23 protein-coding genes are annotated in these 23,622 nt (G+C 69.8%); 10 read left to right on the forward strand and 13 right to left on the reverse strand.

Annotation, left to right across the window (positions count from 1 at the left end; translation table 11 throughout):
* The first annotated feature begins 48 nt into the window (after positions 1-48).
* On the forward strand, positions 49-1,614 hold the full coding sequence (locus AB0J16_RS05320) for a PucR family transcriptional regulator ligand-binding domain-containing protein (protein WP_358534911.1): 1,566 nt from the start codon (positions 49-51) through the stop codon (positions 1,612-1,614).
* On the opposite strand, the gene AB0J16_RS05325 is transcribed toward AB0J16_RS05320, so the two are convergent.
* The gene (locus AB0J16_RS05325; RefSeq protein ID WP_357946438.1) at positions 1,565-2,197 is read right to left on the reverse strand and encodes a TetR/AcrR family transcriptional regulator; all 633 of its coding nucleotides are present in this window, start codon (positions 2,195-2,197) and stop codon (positions 1,565-1,567) included. The two genes, AB0J16_RS05320 and AB0J16_RS05325, sit on opposite strands and share 50 nt — an antisense overlap.
* A gap of 232 nt (positions 2,198-2,429) precedes the next feature.
* Here AB0J16_RS05325 and AB0J16_RS05330 point away from each other — a divergent pair, with 232 nt between their 5' ends.
* Positions 2,430-3,857: an aldehyde dehydrogenase family protein gene (locus tag AB0J16_RS05330; RefSeq protein ID WP_358534913.1), complete on the forward strand. Its 1,428-nt coding sequence runs from the start codon at positions 2,430-2,432 to the stop codon at positions 3,855-3,857.
* Here AB0J16_RS05330 and AB0J16_RS05335 read toward each other — a convergent pair whose 3' ends face one another.
* Positions 3,858-4,976 carry a hypothetical protein gene (locus AB0J16_RS05335; protein WP_358534915.1) on the reverse strand — a complete coding sequence of 373 codons (1,119 nt, stop codon included), beginning with the start codon at positions 4,974-4,976 and terminating at the stop codon, positions 3,858-3,860.
* A gap of 56 nt (positions 4,977-5,032) precedes the next feature.
* A complete protein-coding gene (locus tag AB0J16_RS05340; protein ID WP_358534917.1) occupies positions 5,033-6,019 on the reverse strand; it encodes a trypsin-like peptidase domain-containing protein in 987 nt (328 codons plus the stop codon).
* A gap of 197 nt (positions 6,020-6,216) precedes the next feature.
* Here AB0J16_RS05340 and dxr point away from each other — a divergent pair, with 197 nt between their 5' ends.
* The 4 genes from dxr (at position 6,217) to AB0J16_RS05360 (ending at position 11,417) form a co-directional block, all read left to right on the forward strand.
* Positions 6,217-7,410, forward strand: coding sequence for a 1-deoxy-D-xylulose-5-phosphate reductoisomerase (gene dxr, locus AB0J16_RS05345; RefSeq protein ID WP_358534919.1), 1,194 nt, complete (start codon positions 6,217-6,219; stop codon positions 7,408-7,410).
* Between the two features lie 79 nt (positions 7,411-7,489).
* On the forward strand, positions 7,490-8,641 hold the full coding sequence (gene ispG, locus AB0J16_RS05350) for a flavodoxin-dependent (E)-4-hydroxy-3-methylbut-2-enyl-diphosphate synthase (RefSeq protein ID WP_358534921.1): 1,152 nt from the start codon (positions 7,490-7,492) through the stop codon (positions 8,639-8,641).
* A 466-nt stretch (positions 8,642-9,107) separates the two neighbouring features.
* Positions 9,108-10,538: an alpha/beta hydrolase gene (locus AB0J16_RS05355; protein WP_358534923.1), complete on the forward strand. Its 1,431-nt coding sequence runs from the start codon at positions 9,108-9,110 to the stop codon at positions 10,536-10,538.
* A 36-nt stretch (positions 10,539-10,574) separates the two neighbouring features.
* On the forward strand, positions 10,575-11,417 hold the full coding sequence (locus tag AB0J16_RS05360; protein ID WP_358536117.1) for a GNAT family N-acetyltransferase: 843 nt from the start codon (positions 10,575-10,577) through the stop codon (positions 11,415-11,417).
* A 221-nt stretch (positions 11,418-11,638) separates the two neighbouring features.
* On the opposite strand, the gene AB0J16_RS05365 is transcribed toward AB0J16_RS05360, so the two are convergent.
* On the reverse strand, positions 11,639-12,427 hold the full coding sequence (locus AB0J16_RS05365) for an SDR family oxidoreductase (RefSeq protein WP_358534925.1): 789 nt from the start codon (positions 12,425-12,427) through the stop codon (positions 11,639-11,641).
* 19 nt (positions 12,428-12,446) lie between these two features.
* Positions 12,447-13,118, reverse strand: coding sequence for an NAD(P)H-dependent oxidoreductase (locus AB0J16_RS05370; RefSeq protein ID WP_358534927.1), 672 nt, complete (start codon positions 13,116-13,118; stop codon positions 12,447-12,449).
* A 96-nt stretch (positions 13,119-13,214) separates the two neighbouring features.
* Between AB0J16_RS05370 and AB0J16_RS05375 the strand changes: the two genes are divergently transcribed.
* Entirely contained in the window at positions 13,215-13,724 is a 510-nt protein-coding gene (locus tag AB0J16_RS05375; protein WP_358534929.1) for a MarR family winged helix-turn-helix transcriptional regulator, read from the forward strand.
* Between the two features lie 134 nt (positions 13,725-13,858).
* On the opposite strand, the gene AB0J16_RS05380 is transcribed toward AB0J16_RS05375, so the two are convergent.
* From AB0J16_RS05380 to AB0J16_RS05390, 3 genes are all read right to left on the reverse strand, one after another.
* Positions 13,859-14,236 carry a DUF3037 domain-containing protein gene (locus tag AB0J16_RS05380; RefSeq protein ID WP_358442507.1) on the reverse strand — a complete coding sequence of 126 codons (378 nt, stop codon included), beginning with the start codon at positions 14,234-14,236 and terminating at the stop codon, positions 13,859-13,861.
* The gene (locus AB0J16_RS05385) at positions 14,233-15,045 is read right to left on the reverse strand and encodes a HipA family kinase (protein ID WP_358534931.1); all 813 of its coding nucleotides are present in this window, start codon (positions 15,043-15,045) and stop codon (positions 14,233-14,235) included. Before AB0J16_RS05385 ends, AB0J16_RS05380 begins: the two co-directional genes overlap by 4 nt.
* Positions 15,046-15,115: 70 nt before the next feature.
* On the reverse strand, positions 15,116-15,646 hold the full coding sequence (locus AB0J16_RS05390; RefSeq protein ID WP_357946469.1) for a hypothetical protein: 531 nt from the start codon (positions 15,644-15,646) through the stop codon (positions 15,116-15,118).
* 165 nt (positions 15,647-15,811) lie between these two features.
* Here AB0J16_RS05390 and AB0J16_RS05395 point away from each other — a divergent pair, with 165 nt between their 5' ends.
* Positions 15,812-16,369 (forward strand): TetR/AcrR family transcriptional regulator, encoded by a 558-nt coding sequence (locus tag AB0J16_RS05395; protein ID WP_358534933.1) that lies wholly within the window; start codon positions 15,812-15,814, stop codon positions 16,367-16,369.
* A 90-nt stretch (positions 16,370-16,459) separates the two neighbouring features.
* Here the strand turns inward: AB0J16_RS05395 and AB0J16_RS05400 are convergent, their stop codons facing one another.
* Together AB0J16_RS05400 and AB0J16_RS05405 are read right to left on the reverse strand one after the other, a co-directional pair.
* Positions 16,460-17,251: a class I SAM-dependent methyltransferase gene (locus AB0J16_RS05400; RefSeq protein WP_358534935.1), complete on the reverse strand. Its 792-nt coding sequence runs from the start codon at positions 17,249-17,251 to the stop codon at positions 16,460-16,462.
* A gap of 242 nt (positions 17,252-17,493) precedes the next feature.
* Positions 17,494-17,859 carry a helix-turn-helix domain-containing protein gene (locus AB0J16_RS05405; protein ID WP_358534937.1) on the reverse strand — a complete coding sequence of 122 codons (366 nt, stop codon included), beginning with the start codon at positions 17,857-17,859 and terminating at the stop codon, positions 17,494-17,496.
* Here AB0J16_RS05405 and AB0J16_RS05410 point away from each other — a divergent pair.
* Positions 17,788-18,615, forward strand: coding sequence for an NAD(P)-binding domain-containing protein (locus AB0J16_RS05410; protein ID WP_358534939.1), 828 nt, complete (start codon positions 17,788-17,790; stop codon positions 18,613-18,615). The genes AB0J16_RS05405 and AB0J16_RS05410 overlap by 72 nt on opposite strands.
* Positions 18,616-18,677: 62 nt before the next feature.
* Here the strand turns inward: AB0J16_RS05410 and AB0J16_RS05415 are convergent, their stop codons facing one another.
* Both AB0J16_RS05415 and AB0J16_RS05420 read right to left on the reverse strand, forming a co-directional pair.
* Positions 18,678-19,547 carry a TIGR03619 family F420-dependent LLM class oxidoreductase gene (locus AB0J16_RS05415; protein WP_358534941.1) on the reverse strand — a complete coding sequence of 290 codons (870 nt, stop codon included), beginning with the start codon at positions 19,545-19,547 and terminating at the stop codon, positions 18,678-18,680.
* On the reverse strand, positions 19,544-20,791 hold the full coding sequence (locus AB0J16_RS05420; protein WP_225299207.1) for an LLM class flavin-dependent oxidoreductase: 1,248 nt from the start codon (positions 20,789-20,791) through the stop codon (positions 19,544-19,546). Before AB0J16_RS05420 ends, AB0J16_RS05415 begins: the two co-directional genes overlap by 4 nt.
* A 95-nt stretch (positions 20,792-20,886) precedes the next feature.
* Between AB0J16_RS05420 and AB0J16_RS05425 the strand changes: the two genes are divergently transcribed.
* Positions 20,887-21,696: a TIGR03619 family F420-dependent LLM class oxidoreductase gene (locus AB0J16_RS05425; protein ID WP_358534943.1), complete on the forward strand. Its 810-nt coding sequence runs from the start codon at positions 20,887-20,889 to the stop codon at positions 21,694-21,696.
* A 49-nt stretch (positions 21,697-21,745) separates the two neighbouring features.
* Here the strand turns inward: AB0J16_RS05425 and AB0J16_RS05430 are convergent, their stop codons facing one another.
* Positions 21,746-23,554, reverse strand: coding sequence for a serine/threonine-protein kinase (locus tag AB0J16_RS05430; protein ID WP_358534945.1), 1,809 nt, complete (start codon positions 23,552-23,554; stop codon positions 21,746-21,748).
* Between the last annotated feature and the right edge of the window lie 68 nt (positions 23,555-23,622).

Genomic DNA, 23,622 nt, shown 5'->3' on the forward strand with positions numbered 1-23,622 from the left:
CGATATGTCACACTGGAGTGCCCGTCTTTGCCGGAATGGACAACTCGTATGGCGCCTTCGCTGCGGACCGTGGTGCGACGGACCGGGCTGCGGCCGCTGGTCGGCACCTTGGACTCGGTCGTGCGCTGGGTGGCCGTCAGCGAGCTGGAGGATCCCACGCCCTACTTGGAGGGCGACGAGCTTCTCCTGACCACGGGTATGCGGCTGGAAGGCGACTTTACGCAATATGTCGCCCGCCTCGTGACACGTGGCGTGGCCGGGCTCGCCCTCGGCGTCGGGCTCTCGCACGAAGAGGTGCCGCCCGCCCTGCTGGCGGCGGCCACGGCGGCCGGGTTGCCGCTGCTGGAGGTGCCGCGCGAGACGCCGTTCATCGAGGTCGGCAAGGCGGTCAGCGACCTGCTCGCCGCCGAGCAGTACGACGAGATCACCCGCGCCTTCGCCGCCCAGGGCCGCCTCACGCGGGCCGCCCTGCGGACCGAGGGCCCGTACGCGGTCATCGACCGGCTGGCCAAGGAGGTCGGCGGCTGGGCCGCGCTGCTGGACGAGCACGGCGAGGTACGCCACGCCACCCGCGCCGCCAAGGCCGAGGCGGCGGCCCGCGAACTGGCCCGGCTGCGCGGCGAGCACGGTGTCTGGCGGGGCGGCGGGGCCAACGGGCGGCCGCCCGCGAGCCTGGCGCTGTCCGGGCCGGACGAGCACGTCGTCCTGCGGCCGCTGGGCGGGGGGCCGAGGCCGCGCGGGTTCTTCGTGGTCGGGGCGTCCCGGGCGTTCTCGCCCGTTACGCAGACGGTCATCAACGCGGCCGGATCGCTGCTCACGCTGGCCGTCGAGCAGGGCGGCGCGCAGCGGGAGGCCGAGCGCCGGGTGCGCTCGGCCGTACTGGGGCTCCTGCTGGACGGGGGGAAGGGGGAGGGGCGCGCGGGGGCGGCCTGTGTGGAGCGGGCGCGCGCGGTGCTGGCGCCGCTCGGTGGGCGGCTGCCGGAGGAGCCGGTGGTCGTGCTGGCGGTGGCGGGCGACGCGCTCGACGCGGTGGAGCCGCACGCCTTCACAGCCCGCCTCCCTGAAGCCGTCCGCGTCCCCGAAGCCGCCCGCCTGCCTGATGCCGCCTCTCTTGGGTCGCTGGTCGTGGTGCTCGTGGCCGCTGCGGAGGCCGAGAAGGTGGCCGCGCTCGCCGAGGGGACCGTCGGGATGAGCGCGCCCAGCGCGTACGGTGAGCTGCCCGGCGCGCTCGACCAGGCCCGGCGGGCATTCGAGAGCGGCCGTGACGGCCTCGTCAGGTTCGCCGACCTTGCCGGCCAGGGCCTGCTGACCCTGCTCGACCCCGCCGCCGCCCAGGCGTTCGCGGCGGCGCTGCTCGCGCCCCTCACCAGGTACGGCTCGCGGGCCGACCTGATCGAGTCGCTGCGCGCCTACATCGGCAGCAACGGTCACTGGGACGCGGCGGCCCAGCGGCTCGGCATCCACCGCCACACGCTCCGCTACCGCATGAAGCGGGTCACTGAACTGCTGGGCAGGGACCTGGACGATCCCGGAGTGCGTGCCGAGCTCTGGATCGCGTTGGCGGCTACTTCTTCTGCCTGTCCACCAGGTAGCAGCAGATCGTCGCCGTCGTGACCGCCTCGTAGGTGCGGCCGTCACGCAGGTGACCGGCCCGCTCCAGGCTGATCGCGCCCTGGGCGGCGGCCCACAGCGCGTCGGCGATCTTGCGGGGCTGGGTCGGGACGAGGTATCCGGCGGAGATGCAGTCGGCGATCACCCGGTCGAGGATGTTGAGCGCCGCGCGGGCCAATGTCCTGGCCCGCTCGCTGGGTTCGAAACCGGGGATCGCCCGCTCGAACATCAAGCTGTAGTAGCCGGGCTCGGCCAGACACGCTTGACGGTAGGCGGGGCCGAGCGCGGTGAGGTTCTCGAGTGCGTCCCGCCGCTGCGGGACCGCGTCCAGAAAGCGGCGGAAGCGCTCGAATCCCTCTAGGTAGAGGGCCTCCGCCAGCCCTTCCCTGTTGCCGAACATCGTGTAGATGACGGTCGTCGTGCAGCCGGCCTCCGTGGCGATCCTGCGCATGGTCAAGCTCTCGGGGCCGTCGCTGAGCAGCAGGTTGACCGCGACGTCGAGAAGCCGGGAACGCAGTTCGTCATGGGTGGCCCGCTCACCGAGCAAGTAGGCGCCTTGGAGCCCGAGAGGCGCCGAGGAGGTCATGGGGCCACGCCTTTCTGCGTCGGGGGCCCGCCGCGCTGAGGACCCGCACACGATGACTTAGCCAGCCGGGAGAAAGTTCAAACCGCCCTGCATGGTAAACATCCCGAATTAGGTCTACTTCTGTTACATCCTGGGTAGGCAAGGGAGGTTGTACTTAACGGTGAGGTCTGGTGGGGGTCTTGTGCACGGTGGTGTACGTCCCCGATCGTCGCCCTGGCATAACGTCGAGAACATGGACGTGCGTACCTTCTGGCTCGCGGGCCGGCCAGCCACCGGCGACTCCCAGCTCACCGTGACCAATCCCCACGACGGTCGCGACGTCGGCCGCTATTCCGTGCCGACCGACGCCCAGGTCGAGGAGGCCGTCGCGGCCGCTCACGCGGTCGCCGGGCAGGCCGCCGCGCTCCCCGCGCACGTACGTGCCGAGGCGCTGGCCCACCTCTCGCGCCGCATCGCGGAGCGGGCCGACGAGATCGCCCACCTGATCACCGCTGAGAACGGCAAGCCGATCTTCTGGGCCCGGGGCGAGGTCACCCGCGCGATCGCCACCTTCCGCTTCGCCGCCGAGGAGACCCGCCGCTGGTCGGGCGGTGTGCAGCGGCTCGACACCGAGCCCGCCGCCGCCGGGCGCCTGGCGTACGTCTCCCGTCTGCCGTACGGGCCGGTGCTCGCGATCACGCCGTTCAACTTCCCGCTGAACCTGGTCGCCCACAAGGTCGCGCCCGCCATCGCCGTCGGCGCGCCCATCATCGTCAAGCCGGCGCCCGCCACGCCGCTCACCTCGCTCCTGCTCGGCGAGCTCCTGGCCGAGACCGACCTGCCGGCCGGGATGTTCTCCGTGCTGCCGGTCGAGAACGAGCGTGCCTCCGTCCTGGTGGCGGACCCCAGGCTGCCGGTGGTGTCGTTCACCGGCTCCGCGCCGGTCGGCTACGCGATCGCCGACCAGATCCCGCGCAAGCACGTGACGCTCGAACTCGGCGGCAACGCCGCGGCCGTCGTGCTGAGCGACGCCGACCTCGACTGGGCGGCCCAGCGCGTCGCCCTGTTCTCCAACTACCAGGCCGGTCAGAGCTGCATCGCCGTGCAGCGGGTGATCGTCGAGCGGCCCGTCTACGACGCCTTCGTCGAGCGCCTGCTCCCGGCCGTCGGCGGACTCGTCACCGGCGATCCGGCCGACGAGAAGACGCAGGTCGGACCGCTGGTCTCGGTCCACGCCGCCGAACGTGTCGAGCAGTGGGTCCAGGAGGCGGTCGACGGGGGCGCCCGCGTGCTCGCGGGCGGCACCCGCGAGGGCGCCACGTACGCGCCCACCGTCCTGGCCGACGTGCCCGGCGACGCCAAGGTCCTGCGCGAGGAGGTCTTCGGGCCGGTGATGGTGCTGCAGCCGGCCGCGAACATCGACGAGGCGTACGCGATGGTCAACGACTCCAGGTACGGCCTGCAGGCCGGGGTGTTCACGCGGTCGCTGGACGCGGCCTTCCGGGCCAACCGGGAACTGGAGGTGGGTGGCGTGATCATCGGTGACGTGCCGTCGTACCGGGCCGACCAGATGCCCTACGGCGGCGTGAAGGACTCCGGCGTCGGCCGCGAGGGCCTGCACTCGGCGATGACGGACTACACCTATGAGAAGGTCATGGTGCTGACCGGCCTGTCGCTCTAGCTATGCCCGCTGGGCCGTGTCGAACAGGGCCTTGGCGGCGTCGCCGAAGTACGGGCCGTACATGGTGCGCTGGTCGTCGCTGTACTTGAAGCTGCTCAGCGACGTGATCTCGCCGGTGCCCGTGGCGGGGTCGAAGCCGGACAACCACGGGCCGCCGCTGGAGCCCGCCGTCATGTCGCAGCCCAGGCCCTGGTCGCGGGTCTGCTTGTAGGGGTCGCCGTGCAGACGGCCCGCGCAGTAGACCAGGTGCTCGCCGTCGTAGGGCGGGTCGGCCGGGAAGCCGAAGCCGAACGTCTGGCCGCCGCGCGGGCCGTTGAAGGCGATCTGCTGGCCGCCGACCACGTCGGTGACGTGCCGGCTCTCCGCGGTCGTCAGGGCCACCATGCCCACGTCGTAGCTGTCGTCGGCGGAGTGTGCCCACGGGCCGGTGACGAACATGCGGCGGGCGGCGTACTGGCCGTAGGGGTGGCCGCCGCCGTCGCGGTAGCCGGGCACGAACTGCCAGTTGGCCGCCCACTCGCCGGTGCCGTCCTTGACGCAGTGGCCGGCCGTGACCACGAGGTCCCTGCTCGCGCTCTTGACCGTGCTCGCGGAGCACACGAAGTCGATGCCGCTGACGGTCAGGAAGACGCGGCCGGTGGTGCGGGTCACCGCGCCGCCGGTCAGCCAGCGGGAGCCGGACGTGGTGGTCAGGGGCCGGGCCGACTGGAAGCGGGGGACGGGGATCCTGGCCTTCTCGCTCTCGCGGGTCACCTTCTCGCCGGTCACTTTCTCACCGGTCACTTTCTCGCCGGTCAAGCCGGGTGCGGCGGCGATCCCGGTCTTCTTGGCGAGGCCGCCCAGCAGGCCGTCACGCTTGGTCACGATGCCGAGCATGTCGATCGGCAGGGCGTCGGCCATCCGGGCCGGTGTCCAGTAGTCGAGCACGCGCCGCTGCTCGGCGGGGCTGCGGGCGGCCACGTGCTCGACCACCTCCGTCCGCTTGGCCGTGTGCACGACCTGCTTGGCGACGCGATGGGCGGGGTCATGGTGCTGGACGGGCATGGCGCCGATGAGTGCGGGGCCCATCAGCCCCGTGACGAGCGGTACGGCTGTCAGCAAGGGGGTGCTCAGGCTCATGACCCCCGAGTGTGCACCACAAGATGTGTTCTTGTGACTACTTTCGGTGAATGGCTTCAGAGGGCGTTGGTGCTCTGGGCGGCTTGGTAGACGGCTTGGGCCTCTGACCCGAAATAAGGGCCGAACATCCATTTAGTGGCGAAGTTGTATTTGAAGCTGTTGACGGAGTTCTGAGTGCCGAGGCCGGTCGTTTCATTGAAATTCAGGAACCATGGACCGCCGCTCGAACCGCCGGTCATGTCGCAGGTCAGACCCTGATCCTTGGACATCAGGAAATCGTCGAACGCGCGGCCGCCGCAGTAGGTCAGCTTCGAGCCGTCGTACGGGGCCGCCGCCGGGTAGCCGAAGGCGTACATCTGCTGGCGCCGCGCCTGGTTGAACGCCACACCCTGGCCGCCCACGACGTCGGTCAGCGCATTGCCCCGCAGCGGCGCCACCACGGCGGCGGCGACGTCGAAGTCCATGTCCTCACTGGCGTTCCACTGCGGAGTGGTCAGCAGCTTGGTGGCCGCCCAGGTGCCGTTCGGGCGGCTGCCCTTGTCGTATCCGGGGACGAACACCCAGTTGGTGTGGAAGGCGCCGCCCATCTTGACGCAGTGGCCTGCGGTCAGCACCACGCTCTTGTTGGCGCTGGTCACGGCCGAGCCGGAGCAGGAGGCGTTGCGTCCCTGGTAGGTGAAGAAGACGCGGCCGGTCGTCTTCGTGATCGCGCCGCCTCGGGTCCAGGCCGAGCCGCCGCTGTTGGCGGCCTGCGCCTGCGCGGCGTTGCCGGGGGCGCTGGTGGGCGGGACCGTGGCGGGCTCGCCAGGGGCGCCCATGGCCAGTTTGGCCTGCTTCTTGGGCGCGGGGGCGTCGAGCGGCTGGGCCGCCTCCATCTTCTGGGGGGTCCAGTAGCGCAGGACGGTCTGCTGCTCGGAGGTGGAGTCGGCGGCCGCCTTCTGGGCGGGCTTGGGCCCCGACTGGGCCTGCGCGAGCCCGGCCGGGAGCAGGGCACCCCCGGCGGTGAGGGTGAGGATGGAAAGCAGAGCGACTCTGCGGTGCATTACGTACCTCCCGAAATCCCGGATCTGGGGTTGGAAGGTAGCGGCCCCAATATCCCGATTTCTCAGGATTTACGCATACGGATATGGGGATATTTGGGCGTTAATGTACTGGAATATCTGGAGTCACAGGCGTTGCCATATTCAGGGGCGGGGGAGCCGCGTGCCGGGTCGCTTCCGGCAGCGGGGACAATGGACGGGTGCACGCAGACACCCTCCGCTCCGTCGTCGTCCTCGGCTCCACCGGCTCGGTCGGCACCCAGGCACTAGATGTCATCGGCACCGATCCGGGCAGGTTCAGGGTCGCCGGGCTCGCGGCCGGTGGCGGGAAGGTCGAGCTGCTGGCCGAGCAGGCGGCCGAGCACGGCGCCGAGGTGGTGGCCGTGGCCGACGCCGCGGCCGTGCCGGCGCTGAAGGAGGCGCTCGCGGCGCGCGGCGCGAGCCCGGTGGTTCTCGCCGGCCCCGAAGGGGTCGCGGAGGCGGCGGCCTGGCCGTGTGACACGGTGCTCAACGGCATCACCGGCGCGCTCGGCCTGACCTCCACGCTGGTCGCGCTGAAGGCGGGCCGGACACTCGCCCTGGCCAACAAGGAATCGCTGATCATCGGCGGGCCGCTGGTCAAGCGGCTGGCCGCGCCGGGGCAGATCCTGCCCGTCGACTCCGAGCACTCGGCCGTGCAGCAGTGCCTGTGGGCCAGTGGTCCCGACGGTCACCGGCCGGAGGCGGTCAAGCGGCTGGTCATCACCGCGAGCGGCGGGCCGTTCAGGGGGCGCAAGCGCGCCGACCTGTTCGACGTCACGCCTGAGATGGCCCTGGCGCACCCCACCTGGTCCATGGGCCCCATGATCACCATCAACTCGGCCACCCTGGTCAACAAGGGGCTGGAGGTCATCGAGGCGCACCTGCTGTTCGACATCGGCTTCGACCGGATCGAGGTCGTGGTGCACCCTCAGTCGATCATCCACTCCATGGTCGAGTACATCGACGGCTCCACCATCGCCCAGGCCAGCCCGCCCGACATGCGGCTGCCCATCGCGCTCGCGCTCGGCCACCCCGAGCGGATCGCGGGCGCCGCGGCCCCCATCGACTGGACCCGGGCCCAGGAGTGGACCTTCGAGCCGCTCGACGACGACGCCTTCCCCGCCGTCGCGCTGGCCAGGCACGTCGGCACCGAGGGCGGCACCGCGCCCGCCGTCTACAACGCGGCCAACGAGGCGTGCCTGGAGGCGTTCATCGGCGGCGGGCTGCGGTTCCCGGCTATCGTCGACACGGTCGCCAAGGTCGTCGAAGAGCACCGGGTGACCCCCGCGGACTCGGTCGAGGAGGTGCTCGCCGCCGACGCCTGGGCTCGCATCCGGGCGAGCGAGCTCGTACGGGGCGCGGCCGGCGGATGAGACCTGGGACGGAGCTCACAGCCCGGCAGTCCCACGGGCTACCTACACTGGATACCGTTACCGAAACTCAAGGGTTGAAATGTCTTCTGTAGCACTCGGCATCCCCACGGTCCGTCCCAAGCCGCTCGCCCAACGCCGGCACTCCCGCCAGATCATGGTCGGCGGCGTCCCGGTCGGTGGCGACGCGCCGGTCTCCGTGCAGTCGATGACCACCACGGTGACCGCCGACATCAACGCCACCTTGCAGCAGATCGCCGAGCTGACCGCCTCGGGCTGCCAGATCGTGCGGGTGGCCGTGCCGTCGCAGGACGATGCCGACGCGCTGCCCGTCATCGCCCGAAAGTCGCAGATTCCGGTCATCGCCGACATTCACTTCCAGCCGAAGTACGTGTTCGCGGCCATCGAGGCGGGCTGCGCGGCGGTGCGCGTCAACCCCGGCAACATCAAGAAATTTGATGACAAGGTGGGCGAGATTGCGCGGGCCGCGGCCGATCATGGCGTGCCGATCCGCATCGGCGTCAACGCCGGCTCGCTCGACCCCCGGTTGCTGCAGAAGTACGGCAAGGCGACCCCGGAGGCGCTGACCGAGTCGGCGCTTTGGGAGTGCTCGCTGTTCGAGGAGCACGGGTTCCGCGACATCAAGATCTCGGTCAAGCACAACGACCCCGTCGTCATGATCAACGCGTACCGGCTGCTGGCCGCCCAGTGCGACTACCCGCTGCACCTGGGTGTGACCGAGGCCGGTCCGGCCTTCCAGGGCACCATCAAGTCGGCGGTCGCGTTCGGCGCGCTGCTGGCGGAGGGCATCGGCGACACCATCCGCGTCTCGCTGTCGGCGCCGCCGGTCGAGGAGGTCAAGGTCGGCGCGCAGATCCTGGAGTCGCTCGGGCTGCGGGAGCGCGGGCTGGAGATCGTCTCGTGCCCGTCGTGCGGGCGGGCCCAGGTCGATGTCTACACGCTGGCGGAGCAGGTGCAGGCGGGGCTCGAGGGGCTGAAGGTGCCGCTGCGGGTGGCCGTGATGGGCTGCGTCGTCAACGGGCCGGGGGAGGCCCGCGAGGCCGACCTGGGCGTGGCCTCGGGCAACGGCAAGGGGCAGATCTTCGTCAAGGGCGAGGTCGTGAAGACGGTCCCCGAGTCGCAGATCGTCGAGACCCTGATCGACGAGGCCCTGCGCATCGCCGACTCGATGGGCATCGAGCTCGATGGCGAGCCTGAGGTTGTCGTCGGCTGATTTAGACCCATATTTTTTACGGCTCAGCCCGGTTGGCCCCAGACGCCGACCGGGCTGAGCCCTGTCCAGGGGCACGCTCCTCCGGTGGAGGTGGTGCGGCGCCGTGACGTGCGCCCTCTTGGCCAGTGGCGGGGCAAACCGGCCACCCCGGCCGTCCGCGAGTGCATTACGGCGTGCAATTGGGCGATTACAGAATGGTAAGCGTTCTTCCATACCCAGCGTCATGACTCGGTTACTCAGAGACCATCGGTCTGCCAATCGAATGGGAGGCCGTGTGAAGCGGGTCGTAAGAGTGGTCGTCGGGATGGCGATGCTGGTGCCGGTGGTCGGGGGAGCGAGTAGCGCCGTGGCCGCCGGAAGCGCCGTGAGGTCGGGATTGGACTGGGGCCCCTGCCCGGCGGCGTCTCCGGCGTCCTCATCGGAGACAGCCGATTCCGGGACAGTCATCAGTCGGTCCGCGCCCCCGGTGAGCGGTGTCGAGTGCGCCTCCGTGCGGGTGCCGCTCGACTACAACGAGCCGGCGGGGCAGTCGATCACGCTGGCCCTCAACCGGATCAAGGCCAAAGTGCCGCGCGACGGCGGCGACTACCTGGGCCCGCTGCTGGTCAACCCCGGCGGGCCGGGCGCCTCGGGCCGGTCGCTGGCCGAGTACGTGTCGGCGACGCTCTCGCAGAAGGCCGCCGACCGTTACGACATCATCGGCTTTGACCCGCGCGGCGTGGGCAACAGCGAGCCCGCCATGCACTGCGTCGACCCCGCCGTCTATTACGCCCCGCCCAGGCCCGACGCGGTGCCGCGCGATGAGGAAGACGAGAAGGTGCTGCTCGGCAGGGCCAGCGAATACGCCAGCCGATGCGGCGACCTGTACGCCTGGCTGCTGCCCCACCTGACCACCGAGAACACCGCCCGCGACATGGACAGCATCCGCGCGGCCCTCGGCGAGTCGCAGATCAGCTTCCTCGGCTACTCCTACGGCACCTATATCGGCGCCATCTACGCCACGCTGTTCCCCGACCGGGTCAAGCACCTCGTCCTGGACAGCACGGTCGACCCGGACGGCGTCTGGTACAAGGCCAACCTGGCCCAGGACCGCGCCTTCGAGCGCAGGCACCGCGCCTTCCTGGCCTGGACCGCCAAGAACAACGCCGTCTACAAGCTCGGCGGCTCGCTCAGCCAGACCTCGTTCGCCTGGTACGCGATGCGCTCCAGGCTGCACGACCGCCCGGCCGCCGGGGTGGTCGGCCCGAGCGAGCTCGACGACACGTTCACCGTGGCCGGCTACAGCGACAGGATCTGGCCCGACCTGGCCGCCGCCTGGTCCAGGTACGTGCGGCAGGGCGACGGGAAGGCACTGGTCGACGTCTACAACAAGTACGGCAAGCCGGACGCCGACGAGGAGAACGGCTACGCCATCTACCTGAGCGTGCAGTGCCGCGACGTCCAGTGGCCCAAGTCCTGGGACAAGTGGCGGACGGACATGACGCGGGTGTACCGGCAGGCGCCGTTCCTCACCTGGTCCAACGCCTGGTACAACGCCCCGTGCGCGTTCTGGTCCGTGCCGGGCGGCACCCCGGTCAAGATCAACGCGTCCAAGCGGCTGCCTCCGATTCTGATGATCCAGTCGAAGGACGACGCCGCGACGCCGTACCAGGGCGCCCTGAACATGCGCAAACTGTTCCCAAGCGCCCGCATGGTCGTCGACGCGGGTGGCAACCACGGGTCCTCGCTCTCGGGGAACCAGTGTGTGGACCGTCACCTGGTCGCGTACCTGGTCGACGGCACGGTGCCGCGGCACACCGCCAACTGCGACAAACTGCCGGCGCCCAAGCCAACGGCCCATATGGCGGCCCTTAGCCCTCTAGGTCACGAAAGGCGCACCGAGCTCCTCGCCAGATGAGCTATTCGGTGGTCGTTCGCGTAGTCTGACCATGTGATGCTGCGTACATCGGCGTCGCGTGTGCTCGATGACAGCGACCGGGACGAAGCCCTTGCCTTGCTCGACTTCGATCCGGTCGCCAACGTCTTCGTCTCCTCCCGGGTGCGGACCGTCGGACTCAATCCGGCGCGGCTGGGCGGGCAGATGTGGGGGTTCGGGCCGCGCGGCGGGCTCGTCTCGCTCTGCTACGCGGGGGCAAACATGGTGCCGGTCAACGCCGGTCCCGAAGCCGTGCACGCCTTCGCCGACCGCGCCCGCAAGCAGGGCCGCCGCTGCTCGTCCATCGTGGGCCCCGCCGACGCGGTCTCACTGCTGTGGGAGCGCCTGGAGCCGTACTGGGGCCGGGCCCGCACGATCCGCTGGGCACAGCCGGTCATGGCCACCTCGCGCAGGTCGCCCGTGCCCGCCGACCCGCTGGTCCAGCGGGTCCGCCCGGACCAGTTCGAGACCCTGCTGCCGGCCTGCGTCTCGATGTTCACCGAGGAAGTGGGCGTCTCGCCCAACCTCGGCGACGGCGGCGCCCTCTACCGGACCAGGGTGGCCGAGCTGATCCGCATCGGCAGGTCCTACGCGCGCATCGACGACGGCCGCGTGGTGTTCAAGGCCGAGGTCGGCGCGGTCACTCCCCATGCCTGTCAGATCCAGGGGGTGTGGGTCGACCCCGCGTTGCGCGGCCAGGGACACGCGGTGGCCGGGATGGCGGCGGTCGTGGACGCGGCCCTGGACTGCTTCGCTCCGGTGGTCTCGCTGTACGTCAACGACTTCAACCACTCGGCGCGGGCGGTCTACCGGAAGGTGGGCTTCCACGAGGTCGACACGTTCATGTCCGTCCTGTTCTAGCCATGATCTTGGTGATGGGGATCTGGGAGTCGCTGGTCAAGGTGTGACCGCGGGTGACGGTGACTCGGTCAGTGCAATGGCGCGTTCGCCCTTGCCGCCGCGGGACTCCTCGACGGCCGTGACCTCGGCGCGCATGTGGCCAACCAGCTCGCCCGCCGTCTGGTAGTCCCCGCCCGCCCGGCCGGGCGGGGAGCACGTTCGTGTGGTGCGGGTTGGGGCTGCTATCCGCCGAGGTGCGGTGCGCGTGCGGCGGCGGAGCCGTCCCGGATCACCTCGCCGGTGAGGTTGCCGTTGGCTCCCGAGCCCAGGAAGACGATGAGGTTGGCCACGTCGTCGGAGTGGGAGAGCCTGCGGGTGGGGGTGGCGGCGGCGAGGGCGTCGGTGACGAAAGCCGGGATGTCGGGGCGGCTGTCGGTCAGGGTGAAGCCCGGCGCCACGACGTTGACCAGGATCCCGTCCGGGCCGCCGTTCCAGGCCAGGCTACGGGCGAGCCCGTACAGGCCCGATTTGGCGGTGCCGTAGGGGCCCGGGCCGGGCAGGCCCTCCTCGGCGACGCTCGAGGAGATCAGCACGATACGGCCCCAGCCCTTGGCGCGCATGCTGGACAGGACCGCGCGGACCGTGGCCGCGGTTCCGATCAGGTTGGCGCCGATCATCGCGTCCCACTCCTGCAGCGGGACGTCCTCGAAGCGGAGGCTGGGGTCGGGCGGGCCGTCGCCGCCCCAGCGCACGGCATTGGCGATGAGGACGTCGATGCCTCCCCAGCGCTCTATGACGCTCGCGACAGCTTGGTCGATGGTGGGTAGGTCTTCGAGGTCGAGTCGGACGACGTGCGCCTGCCCGCCGGAGGACTCCACGTCAGCGGCCACCTTCTCGGCGCTGTCGGGGTTGTTGCGGTAGGTGATCGCCACCCGGGCGCCTTCGCGCCCGAAGGCGCGGGCGGTCGCGGCTCCGATGCCGGTCGACGCGCCGGTGATCAGGACCACGCGGCCGTTGAGATCTGTGATCATGATGCGATTTCCTCTCGAGTCAGGTTGCGGACGGGATCTCGGCGCGGGCTCGGGTCGCCAGGGCGTGCACCGCGTCGAGCGCCGCGGTATGGGAGGCCTCGTGCTGGTCGCGGAACTGGGCGAGGAAGGGCATGACCATGGCATGCGTGAGCTCGGCATGGACGAACTCCACGTCGTCCAGCCCGAGCACGGAGAAGTAGGCGCGCAGGTAGGGCTCCTGGAAGTCGAACTGCTCGCGGGGCATGCCCGGGCCGTAGCCCCCGCCGCGCGCGCTCAGCACCACGGCCGACTTGCCCTTGAGCGGCAGCCAGGGCAGGGTCACGCGGTCGATCCACGCCTTGAGCGCGGCGGGCACCGTGAAGTTGTACATCGGCACGCCCAGGAGCAGGACGTCGGCCGCGAGGAGCTGTTCCACCAGCGGACGGGTGGCCGCCCAGCTCCTGGCCAGTTCGGGGGCGGTCGCGGCCACCTTGTCCATGGCCTCGATGTCGCGCACCCCGTTCACGGATGACTGGGTGGCGAGGTGGACCCGGTTCTCGTCGATGGGTGGCACCGGGTCCGCCACGAGGTCGCGGTAGGTGTAGATGCCGTCGTGATGGGTGGCCCGCCACCCGGTCACGAAGGTCCTGCCGAGCCTGCGCGAGAACGAGTCGCTGCGTCCGCTGGCGTCCAGATGCAGGAGATGCGTCACAAGATTGCCTCACATTCAAGATGGTCTGGAATCGCAATCAATATAGAGCAAGATAGTTGCAAGTCAAGAACATATGAGTTTGGTATCATGCTGGGCATGGCCAACGCTCCCGCCCTGGAAGGCTCGCCCGGCAGCTGGTTGCACCAGGACCTGCACTGGCTGTTCGCGCGGCTCAAGCAGGGTCTGGCCACAGCCGAGAGCGCGGCCGTACGTGAGCACGGCATGACCCTGTGGGGTTACACGGTCTTGATGGCCATCGTTGAAGCCCCTGCCAGCTCCCAGCTCGCTCTCGCCCAGGCCGTATCGGTCGACAAGAGCAAGCTGGTCCTCATCCTCGACGACCTGGAAAGCGCTGGCCTGGTGCGCCGCCGGCCGGACCCCGCCGACCGCAGGGCCCGCATCATCGAGGTCACCCCCGAAGGCAGCCGCGCCCTCAAAGCCGCCCGCGCCGACATAGAGGCGATCGAGGACCGGCTCTTGGCCGACCTCGCCCCCTCGGCGCGCAACTCTCTGCAGAGCGCGCTACAACATCTCGTCGGCGAGCCCATCGCGAGGGTCGAGGACGGACGGCCACACGAAACCGCCTGCGCCCCCGACCCAGCCTGACCGCGGCCGGAGCCCATTCCCGGCGTCCTCGACGCCGCACTCCCGAAATCCGGTGAGGCACGGATATCGGTCCGGTGTACCTTGCTGGTGCGGCCGTCTGGGGTCAGGGCCGTCTGGGTCAGGGCCGTCTGGGGTCAGGGCCGGACCAGTTTGTCGAAGAGTCTGGCCAGCTCGGTGTCCGGGTCGGCGGTGAGGCCGGCGTGGACCGGGCCGGTCTGCACGATCGTGCTGCGCGGTGCCGTCAGCCAGCGGAACCTTCCGCCGAGCGACTCCTTGCCCAGCGGTCCGGCTTCCTCGCCACAGGCCAGTTCATAGGCACTGAGCGCCTGCCGTACACCGTCGATGTCCACAGCCGGGTCGAGGGCGCGCAGCCGGGTCGCGTCGAGATCGACTCGCGCGCAGAGGTAGTCACGTGGCTGGCAGTAGAGCAGCACGCCCGCGTTGATCAGCTCGCCGCGCTCGACGCGCGGCATCACGCGGATCACCGCGTACTCGTAGACGTCCCTGCTCATCGGTCGCCTCCCCGCCAGAACTCGCCGACGGAGGCGGGGCCTGTGGGTTCGCCGACCGGGGTGGCGGGCGGTCTCAGCCACTCGTACGGTGCCCGCGCGCGCTGGAGCAGGTGGTCGACATAGGCGTCGCGGACGGCCTGCGCCGAGTCGAAGCCGGGTTCGTCGTCGAGCCATTCGTCGGGCACCAGCGCGGTGACGGTTTCCAGGAGCTCGGGACTGATCTTCGCGGACAGCTCGGCCGCTGCGGCCTCAAGGTGAGTCGCGAACGGCGCCAGCACATGGTCTCCCACGTCGAACGGTCGTCGTGGGTCGGCAGTCCGCCAGTTGTGGTGGAACCAGAGCGCAGCGCCATGGTCGATCAGCCAGATGTCGCGGTGCCAGACGAGCAGGTTGGGGTTGCGCCAGCTGCGGTCGACGTTGTGGATCAGGCCGTCGAACCAGACCACCCGCGAGGCGAACATCCGGTCGGGCGTCCACGTCAGCGGCTCGAACCCGAGGGAGCCGGGCAGAAAGTCGATCGCCAGGTTGAGGCCGGTGCTCGCCTTGAGCAGGTCCTGCACCTCCTCGTCGGGCTCCCGGATGGCGATCTGCGGGTCGAGGTCGATCAGCTTGATCTCGGGAGTACGGAGTCCGAGCCGCCTGGCCAGCTCACCCGAGATGATCTCCGCCACGAGCACGCGTCGGCCTTGGCCCGCTCCCCGGAACTTCACCACGTAGGTGCCGAGATCATCCGCCTCGACCACGCCCGGCAGCGATCCGCCCTCGCGCAACGGCGTCACATAACGGGTCGCCGCGATCTTATCCAGCACGACACGAGGCTATCGCCCGATCAGAGCACTTCCGCCTCCCGCCGTCACACGCGCCGGATGGTGCGGCGGATCAGGAGCGGGCCCGGATGGCGAACAGGATGATGTGGCGGATCAGGCCGCTGCCGAGGCGGATGACGATCCAGTAGCGGAGGAATGCGCGGCGGGCGTCGGGGCTGGTGGCGAGCACCCTGGTCTCGGTGACCAGGCGGATGCGCCCCGGCCCCGCGTCGTCCAGCAGAAAGCTGAACGTCCCTTTGGCGTAACCGGGCCGGTCGAAGGCGCGAAAGTCGTCCTCGTCGCCGATCGCCGGGGCGTGCTCGGCTCGGCCCAGACGCCACCACTGCCCGATCGTCCCCAAGACGATCTCCCGCATCGGGTCCACGGCCAGCAGCGTGAAGGGGGGCGCTTCCTGCTTAGGCCGGTCACCGGAGGAGCGGGAGAACAGGCGCCGGATGGCGAACAACGGCTTGGCCAGGCGGATGTCCCGCGAGTCCAGGTGGATGAGTGCCTGCCAGACGCGGTCACGGGAGGCGTTGATCACGATCGAGTGCAGTTCCGCCGCGTCCGGGCGGGGGATGAAGTCGTCTACCAGCGTCGGCATGGGGGGCTCCTTGTGCACGGGGCCTGCTCGCGGCCTCCATACGGTTGCGTATGGAGGCGACTATACGCCGCCGTATGGCAGGCTGTCGGAGCGGGGACGGTGTCCATCGGCGGGGTGCGGTCGAGCGAGGGGAGGTGTGGGGTGGCTGAGCGAGGGAAACGTGCGGTGGCGGAGCGGTTGGGGCCCGACGACTGGGCGAGGGCCGCGCTGGCGGCGCTCGCGGAGGGTGGCCTGGGCGCCGTGGCGGTGGAGCCCGTCGCGGTACGGCTCGGCGTCTCCAAGGGCAGCTTCTACTGGCATTTCGCCAACCGCCGGGCGCTGGTCGAGGCGGCCCTGGCGCACTGGGAGGCCGGGACCGAGCGGGTCATCGCCCGGCTGGAGTCGCTCGACGAGCCCGTGGCGCGCATGCGGACCCTGCTGGACCTGGCCTTCGGTGACGCGGAGAACGCGGCGATCTCGTTCCGGCTGATCAGCGAGGTGGACGATCCGATGGTCGGCGAGGTGGTGCGGCGGGTGAGCCGGCGTCGCCTGGACTTCATGCAGGACGTACTGCGGGAGCTCGGCCAGCCGGAGGAGGAGGCGCGTCGGCGGGTGCTGGCGGCTTACAGCGGTTACCTCGGGCTGGCCGCCCTCGTGCGCGTCGGGGCGGTCGACGAGGTGCCGGGGTCCCTGGTCGACCTGGCCATGGCCGAGCTGGGCCTGCCCCCGGACGCCCCCTCATGACGGCCCAGCGAAGTTAGTGGGGGTCGGGCCGGCACAGCGCTCCACTTGGCCATTCGGAGACACGGCCATCTCGGCCGGCCCACGGCTGGGTCAGCCCGGCTTGACCGCCCGCGTCGCAAAATAGTGCGACATGTAGTGAGCGGATGCGTTGGATTGGTGCGGTGCTTCTGCGAAGCCGGTGAGGACGAACCCCGCGGCGAGTTGCCCGCCGATCTGGTCGGTGAGGGTGTGACTGTATTCAAGAGGGGCATCCGCGCCGAACTTCGTGGCGCGTTCCTCGGCGGAGTACTGCGTGACATCGCTGTAGGGCAGCTTGTGCACGACGACCAGCTCGCCGCGCTCGTCGAGCGTCTCGTGGTCGAACAAGTACACATCAGGGTTAAGGAAGCCCACGAGCAGAGTTCCGCCCGGCCGCAGGACGCGGAAGCACTCACACCACACTGGTGCCAACTCTGGTACGAATAGGTTCGAGACCGGGTGGAATACGACATCGAATGTTGCGTCGCCGAAGGCGCTGAGGTCGCGCATGTCGCCTAGGACGGTGCGCAGCTCGAGTCCGTCGCGCGCCGCCACCATTTGGTCCTGGCCGAGCTGGCGGGGCGAGTTGTCGAACACGGTGACCCGCGCCCCTGCGGCAGCGAGGATCGGACCCTGCTGGCCACCGCCGGAGGCCAGGCACAACACGTCCTTGCCGGTCACGTCCGCCGGCAGCCAGGAGCGGTCGACCGGCTCACGCCCGATGAGAACAATCGACCAGTCGCCCATGCGGGCGCGTTCGACATCCTCAGCACTCACCGGCCTCGACCACTCGTTGCCCTCATGGACATACTTGTCCCAGGCTGCCCGATTATGGGCAACGGGGTCGACAACAATGTCCTGCATGTTTAACTCCCTGCCACAGCCAAGCGGACACCAACGGTACTGACAGTTCGGTGCCGCTACAGTAGCCACGCGAATCAGGGTGCGGGCTCAACAAAATCAGCGGGCGTCGAGGTGTCCACGGGCTCGCCGGGTGGTCGCGCAGCGTCGTCGAAGGCCCATCTGCCGATCGCCGAGCGGATTGCTCCCGGCCCGACCCTGTGGCTGTTCCCCGGGCGGATGCGACCAGGTGGAAGCCGCCATGGTCATGACGTTGGTGATCGGCCGACGAGATCGTCTTGGTTGTCGGCGGCCCACTGTGCGAGGTGCGCGAGGGGCCCATTGGTGAACGATTCCCCCAGCGTGGAGAGCCGGTAGACCGCGCCTGTGTGCGCTGACGCTGGGTCGGCGCTGCTGCCTCTCACGACGAGCCCGCGTGCCTGGAGACGATCTAGCGCCTGCGTCAGCACCTTGTCGCTGACTCCCGCGATCCTCGTGAGCAGGTCCTTGCGTCGCGTTGGCCCCAGGCGCAGCGCCGAGAGCACGACAGGATCCCAAGCGTGGCTGATAAGTTCGGCCGCCGCGCGCACCTGGCAGTCGGAGATGAATGTCTGGCAGGACCCCTTGAGCACAAACCCAGTATCGCCTCGCTCTCCTACCAAATGGTAGGAGCTCCCTCCGTAGCGTCCCAAGAGCACAGCTTCGAGACAGAGGAGATCGCTGTGAACATAGGAATCTTGGGGACCGGAAACCTGGCCGTGACGCTTGGCCAGGCCTGGGCTCCGGCAGGTCACTCGCTGCTGGTGACAGGGCGCGACTCCCTGCACGCCAAGGCGGCCGCCGACCAGATCGGCCCTCCGGCGAAGGCTGTCGATCCCACGGACCTCGCAACTCGGGTCGACGCGCTCGTGGTTGCGGTCCCATGGGAAGGGCTGGAGGAGGCGCTGTCTCTCGTCGGCGCCCCCGAGGGGTCACTGGCAGGCAAGGCCGTAATCGACTGCACCAACCCCGTCGACTACACAACCTGTGAGCTGAAGCCGACGGCCGGCTCGGCAGCGGCGCTCGTGGCGCACACCGCTCCCGGGGCGCACGTGGTGAAAGCGCTCCACCTGTTCGCAGGAGCCTCATGGCCGTACGTGGGTCCGCAGGAGTCAGCACCGGTCGTGGCGATCTGCGGCGACGACTCGGGTGCTCTCGATCGCGCTGCGGCGCTTATCCAAGATCTTGGTGCCCGGCCCGTGGTGGTCGGTGGACTCAACTGCGCCCGGCAACTGGAGGAGGCCGCCGGATTCGTCATGAGAGTCGTGATGGCGGGCTACAACCCGAGGCTCGCCGTTCCCGACGTGGATCCGGCACTTCTTCGGGCAGCACAGACGGCGATCGACTGAGCCGGCAGACCACCGGAGAGGGTCGCGACCCAACCTCGCGGCCCTCTGCCGCCGCGGCGGGGTCACACCTTCGCGATGACCTCCTCCGCGAAGCGTTCCATGGCGGCGATCTTGAGCTCCAGGGTGCCCTCGCCGTACCGCTGCTTCTCCTCAGGGGTGGCCAGCCACCACGGGGCGGCCATCGTCCCGGTGACGCCCTTGGCGGCGAAGTGCCGGTACGTGTCGGCGTCCGGCAGCACCGCCAGAGGGGCGATGATCTCGAACGGCCCGGTCCTGCCGTTCTCGTCCAGCAACCGTCGTAAGGAGTCGAGCACGGTGTCGAGCTGCTCCTCCGTGTAGATGCGGTTGCCGATCCAGCCGTCGCCCAGCTTGGCCGCCCGGCGCAGGGCCGCCTCGCTGTCGCCGCCCACCATGACCGGGATCGGCTCGGCGGGGGTGGGTGAGATGGACAGCTCGGGCAGGCCGTCGATCGTGACGGTGTCGCCGGTCCAGAGGTCCCGGAGCGCGGGGATCATCTCGTTGAGCCGCCGTCCGCGCGTGTGGAAGTCCTGGCCGGTGGCGGCGAACTCCTCCGCGCACCACCCGACGCCCACCCCGAACGTGACGCGATCCCGAGACAGCACCGCCGCCGTGGACACCTGCTTGGCCACGGTGAACAGGTCGCGGGCCGGGGCGATGTAGACGTTGGGGGCGAAGCGCAGCGTGGTGGTCACCGCGGACATCGCGCCGATCGTCACCCACACGTCCGGCCAGTGTGTCTCGGCGGTCCAGCGCGGCCGGCCGGACTTGGAATAGGGGTACGGCGTCGCGAAGTCGGCGTAGAAGAGGTGGTCCGACAGGGTGAGCGTGTCGAACCCACACCTTTCGGCCGTCTTGGCCAGCTCCAGGAACTGGTCGGTGTCCGCGAACGAGGCTCCCAGCCAGAATTTCACTGGAACTCCGGAATGACCTTGGTGGCGAACATCTCCAGGTTCCGCTTGACCGTGTCGAGCGGGAGCACGCCCTGCTGTCCCTGCATGTAGAGGCCGAACCATTCCAGGTCGGGCATCCGGTCGAGCATCCGCTGGATGCCGCGCTTGACGTCGTCGGGGGTGCCGAACAGCGCCATCTCGACGTCGTTCATGCGCTTGGCGTCGCCCTTCTCGGGGGAGATGGGCTTGTGTTTCTCGTCCTCCTTCTTCCGCAGCACCTCCAGGTAGCCGAACGGGCCGAAGAAGGCGGCGAAGTCCTTGGGGATGCTCCGGCCGAAGGTGTTGATCGCCTCCTCGGTCGTGTCCGCGATGCCGACGATCTTGAGGATGCCGGTGTGCTCGCCCAGCTTGTAGTCGCGGCCCTGCCGGGCGGACTCCTCCTGGTAGAGCTTGGCCTTGGCGGCGTGGTCGTCGGGGTTCGGGGTGAACATCCACGGCAGGATGTTCTCCTGCGCGGCCCTGATGACCGAGCGGTCGGAGATCGTGAACGGCTGCCACAGCTCGGGATGCGGGTTCTGGTACGGCCGCGGGCAGACCGAGATGGCCTGCACCTTGTCGTCGTCCGAGATCTCACCCGGGGCGCCGAACGTCTTGGTCCACTCCAAGGCGGGCCAGCCCTCGATGCCGTCGAACGGATAGGGCACCTCGTAGTCAAGTACGTCGGACTTGTAGCGGAGCGTCTCCTGGGTCCAGGCCATCTTCATGATCTTCAGCACCTCGCCGAAGACGTCGAAGTTCCGCGTGTCGGAGGCCGAGCCGTCGGAGCGGGCGGCCGCCGCGTGCCAGCGCTGGCCCAGTACGTTCATCCACCGGTTCTGGTAGCCCCTGGCCACGCCCAGCCGGAGCCGTCCCTTGCAGAACTGGTCGAGCAGCGCCACGTCCTCCGCCGCCCGGATGGGGTCCCAGGCCGGCAGCACCATGCCGAGCGGGGCGAGCAGGATGCGTTCGGTCCTGGCCGCGAGGTCGGTGAGGAACATCAAGGGGTTGACCGAGAACTCCATGCCTTCCGAGTGGAAGTGGTGCTCGGTCATCATCAGCGCGTCGAAGCCGATCTGGTCGGCGTGGACGGCTATCTCCCGTACCTCGTGCAGCAGATTCTGGTACGACTCCGTGTCACGTCCGATGGGCCGCTTGGCCTTGGCGTTCTCCTCGGCCGCGTATCCGGAGCCCGGAATCTGCGGATTCAGGAAAATGGAAAACTTCACCGGGAGACCTCTTTCCGCGGGACGCTTCTCTGACCGGCAAGCTACTCTAGAAATCTTAGCCGAGCAATCGCTTGGTTGACGTCAAGGAGAGACGCATGCGGCTTGGTGTCACGATGTTCACCACGGATCTGGGCATGCCGGTCGTGGATCTGGCCAAGGCTGCCGAGGAGCGCGGATTCCACTCGCTCTACGTACCGGAGCACACCCATATCCCGGTCTCGCGGCGCACCCCGCACCCGATGGGGCTGGACGAACTGCCCGACGAGTACAAGCGGGTGTTGGACCCGCTCGTCGCGCTGTCGTTCGCCGCCGCCGCCACCGAGCGGCTGGTCGTCGGCACCGGCATCCTGCTCGCCGCCCAGCGCGACCCCATCGTGACCGCCAAGGCGATCGCCACCCTCGACCACCTCTCCGGCGGGCGCGTGGTGGTCGGCGTCGGCTTCGGCTGGAACGTGGAGGAGATCGAGAACCACGGCGTGCCGTACGACCAGCGGCGCGAGGTCGCGCGGGCCAATGTCCTGGCGATGCGGAAGCTGTGGCGGGACGAGGTGGCCGAGTTCGAGGGGTTCGAGCCGTCGTGGTCGTGGCCCAAGCCGATCTCCGAGCCGCCCGTCTACATCGGCGGCGCGGCGGGCCCGAAGCTGTTCGCGCACGTCGCCGAGTGGGCCGACGGCTGGATCCCGATCGGCGGCAAGGGGATCAAGGCCGCGCTGCCCGCTCTGCGCGAAGCCTGCGACAAGGCCGGGCGGCCGATGGCCAAGGTCATCCCGTTCGGGACGTTGCCGACCAGGGAGAAGCTCGACTACTACGCCGAGCTGGGCATCGAGGAGTCGGTGGCCAGCCTGCCCAGCGGATCGGCCGACGAGATCCTGCCGCTGCTCGACCAGTACGCCCGGCTCATCTGAATTGTGACGCGGAGACCCGATCCTTCTTGAGGGGCGGGAGACAGACACGTCACCCCGGGGTGGCGGTCAGGGCGAGGTCGTCCACGGTCACCGTGACAGGGGTGTCGGTGGCCGTACGGGACAAGTAGGTCAGAACGCCGGCCCCACCCGGGACCTGGAGTCCGGAGGTCGCGTCCGTGACGGAGAGCAGCCAGTCCGGCTCGGGCGCGCCGACGGCCCAGACCTTGCCGCGGATCGTGGTCGGCGACGTGCCGGTGACCTGGACGCGTACCCGCATCGCGAGGCCCGCGCCCGCGGTCAGCCCGGGGACCCGCAGCGGCTGTGCGAGGTCGATCTCACTGCGGCCCGCCGCAGAGCGGATCAGCTGGAACAGGACCTTGCCGTTGGGCCGCAGGCTCACGTGCGCCCGGTACCCCCCGACCGTCGGGACCCTGCGTCCCACGGCGGTCACGTAGATCCCGCCGCTGGTGGGGGGCTTGTCGCCGGCGAAGGTGAAGCTGAGGTCGGTTCTGGTCTCCTTCACCCCGTCCAGGTACGCGCTGGAGCCGACTCCGGGGGACATCGTGATCCGGCCCTTCTTGCCGTCCACGGAGTAGCCGCTCGCCGGAACGCCGACCGACCAGTGACGCTCCCCGTCGTCCGTCGTACCGAATCCGGCGCTGACCGTGCGCCCGAACGTGTCGGACACCCGCAGCCCCCCGCCCGGGACCGCCGACACGCCCGGACTCGCCGACCCGCTGGGCGAGACCTCCCGTGGGCCAGACGGTGCGGCCGATGAGGGCTCGGCGGAGGTGGGGGCGGAGGCGTCGGGATGTGAGGCGGCCGAGGAGCGCGGCTCACCGGTACCTGAAGACGCCTGCGACCCCGTCCCGCCGCCCGGCCGCAACCAGGCGAGCGCCCCCACCACGACCACGACCAGCGCCGCCGCCACGGCGAGCGCGGCACGGCGGCCCCCGGCAAGATCCCGACCGCCGGTCGTGGCCGACGTTCCCCGATCGTCGGCCGGTTCGGCGGCCAGGCGGCTGCCCAGGCTGGTGAGCTCCACGATCGACCGGCCGCGGCCACCGGAGACCGGGTCGATCAGGCGGGACAGCAGCTCGCTCGCCGCCGGTCGGTGCGAAGGGTCCTTCTCCAAGGCGGCGGCGATCGAGTCGCGCAACGGCGGCGGGATCGCTGACAGATCCGGTTCGTGGGTGACGATGCGGTTCAGCACGTCCGCGATGCTCGCGGCGGCGAACGGGGAGGTGCCGGTGGCGGCGAAGACCATGGTGCCCGCCCAGGCGAAGACATCCGAGGCGGGTGCGGCGGGGGCGCCGCTCAGCTGTTCGGGCGCGAGGTAGGCAGGGGTGCCGATGAGTCCGCTGGTCATGGTCGTGACACCGTCCGCGCGGGCGATGCCGAAGTCGACCACCCGGGGACCGTCCGGGCCGAGCAGCACGTTGCTCGGTTTGAAGTCGCGGTGCACGACGTCGGCCGCGTGGATGGCGGCCAGGGCCGTCGTGGTGCCGACGGCCAGCCGTTCCAGCTCGCCGCCGTGCAGGGGGCCGTGCTCGTGCACCCGTTCCGCCAGCGTCGGCCCGTCCACGAACTCGCTCACCACGTACGGCCGCGGCCCGTCCGGCACGGCCGTGAGCACGCGTGCGGTGCAGAAAGGCGCCACGCTCTCCACCGCGGCCAGCTCGCGGGCCAGCCGGGCGCGGGCCTCGGCGTCGGCCCTGATCAGCACCTTCACCGCCACCCGCTGCCCAACTGGATCGCGGGCCAGGTAGACGATCCCCTGGCCGCCCTCACCGAGCCGGCCCAGCAGCTCGAACTCACCCAGACGTGGAGGATCCTCAGGGGCCAGAGGGGCAACCATGCCCCATACGGTACTGATCCGCTCGCCCAAGTGTGAGACGTCTGGCGCGGGTGATGTCGAGGCGGTCT

This window comes from Nonomuraea sp. NPDC049750, assembly GCF_040659625.1.
Classification (GTDB): Bacteria; Actinomycetota; Actinomycetes; order Streptosporangiales; family Streptosporangiaceae; genus Nonomuraea.